This is a genomic window from Pseudoduganella sp. RAF53_2, assembly GCF_052113985.1.
Lineage (GTDB): Bacteria > Pseudomonadota > Gammaproteobacteria > Burkholderiales > Burkholderiaceae_D > Rugamonas.
The window spans coordinates 1-5,105 of record NZ_JBFRDW010000450.1 but is presented as its reverse complement, the minus strand read 5'-3'; the positions used below and the strand labels follow the sequence as shown (position 1 = coordinate 5,105).

9 protein-coding genes are annotated in these 5,105 nt (G+C 60.7%); 7 read left to right on the top strand and 2 right to left on the bottom strand.

The features are described from left to right. Window positions 1-3: 3 nt before the first annotated feature. The gene (argB, locus tag AB4Z11_RS22610; protein WP_442027815.1) at window positions 4-927 is read right to left on the bottom strand and encodes an acetylglutamate kinase; all 924 of its coding nucleotides are present in this window, start codon (window positions 925-927) and stop codon (window positions 4-6) included. A 124-nt stretch (window positions 928-1,051) separates the two neighbouring features. Between argB and AB4Z11_RS22605 the strand changes: the two genes are divergently transcribed. Genes AB4Z11_RS22605 through AB4Z11_RS22590 form a run of 4 tightly spaced genes read left to right on the top strand, consistent with a single transcriptional unit; the run spans window position 1,052 to window position 2,280 of the window. Next, window positions 1,052-1,618 (top strand): sigma-70 family RNA polymerase sigma factor, encoded by a 567-nt coding sequence (locus AB4Z11_RS22605; RefSeq protein ID WP_442027814.1) that lies wholly within the window; start codon window positions 1,052-1,054, stop codon window positions 1,616-1,618. Next, the gene (locus tag AB4Z11_RS22600; RefSeq protein ID WP_442027813.1) at window positions 1,615-1,815 is read left to right on the top strand and encodes a zf-HC2 domain-containing protein; all 201 of its coding nucleotides are present in this window, start codon (window positions 1,615-1,617) and stop codon (window positions 1,813-1,815) included. The genes AB4Z11_RS22605 and AB4Z11_RS22600 overlap by 4 nt, the downstream gene beginning before the upstream one ends. Beyond that, a complete protein-coding gene (locus tag AB4Z11_RS22595; protein WP_442027812.1) occupies window positions 1,812-2,021 on the top strand; it encodes a cysteine-rich CWC family protein in 210 nt (69 codons plus the stop codon). Before AB4Z11_RS22600 ends, AB4Z11_RS22595 begins: the two co-directional genes overlap by 4 nt. Next, window positions 2,011-2,280 (top strand): SemiSWEET transporter, encoded by a 270-nt coding sequence (locus AB4Z11_RS22590; RefSeq protein ID WP_442027811.1) that lies wholly within the window; start codon window positions 2,011-2,013, stop codon window positions 2,278-2,280. Before AB4Z11_RS22595 ends, AB4Z11_RS22590 begins: the two co-directional genes overlap by 11 nt. Here the strand turns inward: AB4Z11_RS22590 and AB4Z11_RS22585 are convergent. Beyond that, window positions 2,216-3,202 carry an extracellular catalytic domain type 1 short-chain-length polyhydroxyalkanoate depolymerase gene (locus AB4Z11_RS22585; RefSeq protein ID WP_442027809.1) on the bottom strand — a complete coding sequence of 329 codons (987 nt, stop codon included), beginning with the start codon at window positions 3,200-3,202 and terminating at the stop codon, window positions 2,216-2,218. The two genes, AB4Z11_RS22590 and AB4Z11_RS22585, sit on opposite strands and share 65 nt — an antisense overlap. Before the next feature lie 214 nt (window positions 3,203-3,416). Between AB4Z11_RS22585 and AB4Z11_RS22580 the strand changes: the two genes are divergently transcribed. The 3 genes from AB4Z11_RS22580 to AB4Z11_RS22570 form a co-directional block, all read left to right on the top strand. Next, window positions 3,417-3,632, top strand: coding sequence for a DUF1289 domain-containing protein (locus AB4Z11_RS22580; RefSeq protein ID WP_442027807.1), 216 nt, complete (start codon window positions 3,417-3,419; stop codon window positions 3,630-3,632). Next, on the top strand, window positions 3,632-4,543 hold the full coding sequence (locus AB4Z11_RS22575; protein ID WP_442027805.1) for an MBL fold metallo-hydrolase: 912 nt from the start codon (window positions 3,632-3,634) through the stop codon (window positions 4,541-4,543). Before AB4Z11_RS22580 ends, AB4Z11_RS22575 begins: the two co-directional genes overlap by 1 nt. Window positions 4,544-4,640: 97 nt before the next feature. Then, a partial coding sequence (locus AB4Z11_RS22570) for a DUF4140 domain-containing protein (protein WP_442027804.1) occupies window positions 4,641-5,105 on the top strand: 465 nt, incomplete at its 3' end.

The following is a 5,105-nucleotide window of genomic DNA, read 5'->3' as shown; positions in this document are numbered from 1 at the left end:
AATTTAGTGAGACCGGATCATAGTGCCAAAAGCCTGTTCGGTCAAGACTTCCAGCAACAAACTGTGTTCAATTCGTCCGTCGATGATGTGCACGGTGTTCACGCCGGACTTTGCAGCGTCCAGAGCTGACGAAATTTTAGGCAGCATGCCGCCCGAAATCGTACCGTCGGCGAACATCTCGTCGATTTCACGCGCGGAGAGGTCGGTCACCAGATTGCCGTTCTTATCCTGCACGCCGGCGATGTTGGTCATCATGATCAGCTTTTCCGCTTTCAGGATCTCGGCGATCTTGCCCGCCACAACGTCGGCGTTGATGTTGTAAGCCTGGCCATCCTGGCCGAAACCGATCGGGGAAATGATCGGGATGAAGGCGTCGTCCTGCAGGGCTTTCACCACGGCCGGGTTGATCGCATCGATCTCGCCGACGTAGCCGATGTCCAGGAACTTGCCCGGATTTTCCTTGTCCGRCATGGCCATCTTGCGCGCGCGGATCAGGCCACCGTCCTTGCCGGTCAGGCCCACTGCCTGGCCGCCGTAGTGATTAATCAACATCACGATGTCCTGCTGCACTTCGCCGCCCAGCACCCACTCCACCACTTCCATGGTTTCTTCGTCGGTGATGCGCATGCCCTGCACGAAGGTGCCTTGCTTGCCGATCTTCTTCAGCGCGTTATCGATTTGCGGACCGCCGCCGTGCACCACGACCGGATTCATGCCCACCAGTTTCAGCAGGATCACGTCGCGCGCGAAGCCGTGCTTCAGGTTCTCGTCGGTCATTGCGTTGCCACCGTATTTGATGACGATGGTCTTGCCATGGAAATTGCGGATATAAGGCAGTGCCTCGGCCAGAATCTGAGCCTTGATCCTTGGCTCAACGCCGCTCAGGTCAGCAGTCTGGTCTGGGTCTACTTTAGGAAGATGGGTCATGGCGGTTCCGGAAAAGATATTTGTGCGATTTTACGGCAATGCAGCAAAGGATGGTACGCATTTGCTGCGCATTATAGGGCCATCCAATTGTAATTTTTTGTTTGTTCCGCTAGTCTGCCCGCATATGAGCGCTACCGACACTCTCTACAGCCAGCTGGAAACGATGCGGCCAATGCTTGTCCGTTTCGCACAATTGCAATTACGGAACCAGACCCTGGCCGAAGATGCGGTGCAGGATGCGCTGCTTGCCGTGCTTGAGCAGCCGGACCGTTTCGCCGGCCAATCCAGCCTGCGCACCTATGTGACCGGCATCCTGAAGTTCAAGATTATCGACAACCTGCGCGCCACCACGCGGGAACGCCAGCTGGAGCCGGACGAAGGCCAGACCGAGGACGAGGCCATCGACGCGCTGTTCGTGAGCGACGGCCACACGCGCGATATGCCGCGCGACTGGGGCAGTCCCGATGCTACGCTGCAGCAGAAGGATTTCTTCCGCGTGCTGGAGGTGTGCCTGGAAAAGYTGCCCGCCAAAACCGCCCGCATTTTCATGATGCGGGAATGGCTGGAACTGGAAACCGAAGAAATTTGTAAGGAATTGGCGATTACGACGTCTAATGCATGGGTGCTGCTGTACCGGGCGCGCATGCGCCTGCGCGAATGCCTGGACCTGAACTGGTTTGGAACAACATGAGTAACGGCCTGAAACCAACCTGCCGCGAGGTACACCGCCTCGTATCCGAAGGCATGGACCGCGATTTGAGTTTCGTGGAGCGTACGCGCATGCGCCTGCACCTGATGGTGTGCGATGCCTGCACGCGCTTCAACGGCCAGATGGACGTGCTGCGCAAGGCCATGCGCGGCTTCCCTCCCGACGAAGGTGCGCCATGAGCATCTGCGAACGCTGCGGCGCCGAGTTCCATTGCGCGATGGCCGATTCCGAGGTGAAGCCCACCGGCGCGGCGGATGAAACGCCGTGCTGGTGCACCTTCGAGCCGGCCACCGTCCCGGTGCCGGGCGCCGATGCCGTGGGCTGCTGGTGCCCGTCCTGCCTGCGCGCCCACATCGCCAGCCTGAAAGCGCCGGATGCCGTCTGACGTCGACCTGCTTGGCTATATCGCGGCCTTTTGCACCACATTCGCCTTCGTGCCGCAGGTATGGCTGGTATGGCGCCAGCGCCACGCCGAGGGTATCTCCACAGGGATGTACCTGATCTTCTGCACCGGTGTATTGCTGTGGCTTTTCTATGGCATCGCGATGAACGCCTGGCCCGTGATCCTCGCCAATGGCATCACATTTGTGCTTGCGCTCTGTGTGCTGTTGATGAAGTGGCATTTCGAGCGTTCGCGCCGCTGATGGCGCTGAAGAAGCGCATCATTTCGCGGCTGGCGTCCGGCCCGCGCGCATCCGTGTAGCTGCCAGCCTCGCTGCCGCCGGACCAGGCGTGGCCTGCGCCATGAATCACCCAGTGCTCGCCCAGCGGTGAGCCATCTTCCAGCCAGTGCGCGGTCAGCGTGAACTCGTGGCCATCGGGCACGCGTCCCGCAAGGCGCGCGGGATTGGCACTGCCGCCCAGCGGATGGCTGCGCAAGCCCTGCGCGATCAGCTCTTCGCCGTTCACAGGGTGCACGGTGCGGTCCTGGTCGCCGTGGAAGACGATGATGGGCTGGCCCGCGCTGTTGGCCTCACGCGCGCTCGATGCGCCGCGCCGCATGGCGCTCAGTGCCGACGGCAGGTCGCGTGCCGATGCGAAAGGCAGGCCGGAATGCACGCCGACTGCGGAGAACAGCTCAGGATACAGCGTGCCCACAATGACGGCCATTGCGCCGCCGGCCGATAGTCCCGCCACATACACCTGGCCTTTCATGACCGGATAACGCGCCATCACCTGCCGTGCGATGCCGGCAATGRTGGAGGGCTCGCCCTGTCCGCGTTTCTGATCCAGTGCGCTGAACCAGTTCCAGCAGCGCGTGTGGTTGGCGCTGGCCGATTGCGCGGGATAGACGACGATGCAGCGCCGTTCTTCGGCCACCGCATTCATTTGCGTGCCGGTGGCAAAATCGTCGGGATCTTGCGTACAGCCGTGCAGCATCACCAGCAGCGGCATCGGCTCGCCGGTGAATGTGCTGGGGATGTAGAGCTTGTAACTGCGGGCGCCCGCTCTGTTGCGGAATTCGCCGTTGATGAATTGCGCGGTCCCGTGGGACGGCATGTGGACGTGCAGCAAATCGCTTGCTCGTTTGCGGACACGGGACAACCATCGATAGTCGAGTTTCATATGCACCTCGGAGTTCAGGTTGGAACAGTGCTGCTGTTACCGCATCTCCTCGGCACTCCGGTGGCTTGCCGCTTGCCATCTGTTTGATCACAGTATATCGCGTCGCAAAAAAATGGGGACGCAACACAATTTCAGGAATCGCGAAATTTGTGTTGCGTCCCCATTTTTTTGCACTGCGATAGAATACGGCTTGACTATCCAAATCTGCCGTGTAATGAACACTGATCTGCCGCCTGGCGCGCCTGAATTGGCCTCGCCGGTGCCTTCCCCCTGCGTCAGCCTGTGCAAGATGAACCGCGATACCGGTTTTTGCGAAGGCTGCCTGCGCACCATCGACGAAATCGTCGCCTGGTCGGGGGCGGATGACGCATTCAAGCGTGCTGTCTGGGCTGAAATCCGCCGCCGCGAGCAATTGATCGACTTCGAGTAATGACGAAACTTCCCAGCTCCATCCAGGTGTTTGAACGTGGATGGCTTTCCGCTAACAATGTGCTTCTGTTGGGCCGTAACGACACGGCGCTGATCGACAGCGGCTACTACACGCACCGCGATCAGACGCTGGCGCTGGTGCGCCATGCGCTGCACGGCCGTCATCTCGATCGTCTGTTCACCACGCACCTGCACTCGGATCACTGTGGCGGAAACGCCATACTGCAGGCGCATTTTGGATGTAACACCTTTATTCCCGCTGCCGAGGAAGACAAGGTGCGGCGCTGGGATGAAGAGGCGCTGTCCTTCAAGGCCACCGGCCAGCAGTGCGAGCGCTTCACCATCGACGGCGTGATTACGCCGGGCGAAACGCTGACCTTGGGCGATCTGGAATGGCAGGTGCTTGGCGCACCGGGCCATCACGCGCATTCCGTCATCTTCTACTGCCCGCAGGAGAAGGTGCTGATCTCCGCCGATGCGCTGTGGTGGAATGGCTTTGGCGTGATCTTCCCTGAACTGGAAGGCGAAGAGGGGTTTGCGGAAGCCGGCGCTACGCTGGACCTGATCGCTGGCCTCGACGTGCGCGTTGTGATTCCCGGCCACGGTGCAGTGTTTGAAGATGTCGGCCCGGCGCTGCAGCGCGCGCGCCGCCGCCTGGATTTCCTGTCCGGCGATCCGAAGCGCAACGCGGAATATGCAGTGAAGGTGCTGCTCAAGTTCCTGCTGCTGGAACGCCAGCGCATTCCTGTCGCCGACGTGCCGACGATTCTCGGTTCGATGCCGGTCATCGCCGAATCCAACAAGCGCTACCTGCATCTGTCGAATGAAGAACTGTCAGCGTGGGCCGTAAAACACCTGGTCCGCGCCTGCACGGCCCGCATCGACGGCGACTATCTGCTCAACGACGGCTAAGCGCCACCGGCCTGGTGGCCGAGACGTGCGTGAACGATAAATTGACAAGCGTTTGATTGCGCCGCAAGATCAGGCTTTCTTATTCTATTGATAAGCCATGAACTTGACCCGCATCGCCGCCGCGCTGACTTTGTCTTTTGCATTCCATGACTACGCCTGTGCGGACAATGCGCCGATCACGGGCGTGACCTTGTACTCGGGCAGTGCGACGGTGGAGCGTAGTGCGCCGGTGAAGGCGGGGATGACTGAGCTGGAGATCGGCGGGCTGCCGGCAAATTTCGATGGGCAGACGATCCGTGTGCAGGCCTCGAACGGCATTCAGGTCGGGCAGATCGTGGCGCACGATGTAGGCAAGCAGGAAGCGGCCAGTGCGCGTGAGGCGGAGTTGGACGCGAAGATCCAATCGCTGAAGGACAGCCGGGACGTGCTGAACGTGGACCTCGAATCGGCCGCGCTGGTGAAAGGCTATCTGGCGAACCTGAACGGCGGCGACCGCGGACAAGCCCAGCCCACCGTCGCCGTGATCGACACCATCAAACGCAGCGGCCATGATGCGCTGGCG

Excerpts from the sequence above, each read along its gene's own strand:
- AB4Z11_RS22595 (WP_442027812.1), top strand. The coding sequence starts at position 1,812 with ATGAGCATCTGCGAACGCTGCGGCGCCGAGTTCCATTGCGCGATGGCC.
- AB4Z11_RS22580 (WP_442027807.1), top strand. The coding sequence starts at position 3,417 with ATGAACACTGATCTGCCGCCTGGCGCGCCTGAATTGGCCTCGCCGGTG.
- AB4Z11_RS22575 (WP_442027805.1), top strand. The coding sequence starts at position 3,632 with ATGACGAAACTTCCCAGCTCCATCCAGGTGTTTGAACGTGGATGGCTT.
- AB4Z11_RS22590 (WP_442027811.1), top strand. The coding sequence starts at position 2,011 with ATGCCGTCTGACGTCGACCTGCTTGGCTATATCGCGGCCTTTTGCACC.
- AB4Z11_RS22600 (WP_442027813.1), top strand. The coding sequence starts at position 1,615 with ATGAGTAACGGCCTGAAACCAACCTGCCGCGAGGTACACCGCCTCGTA.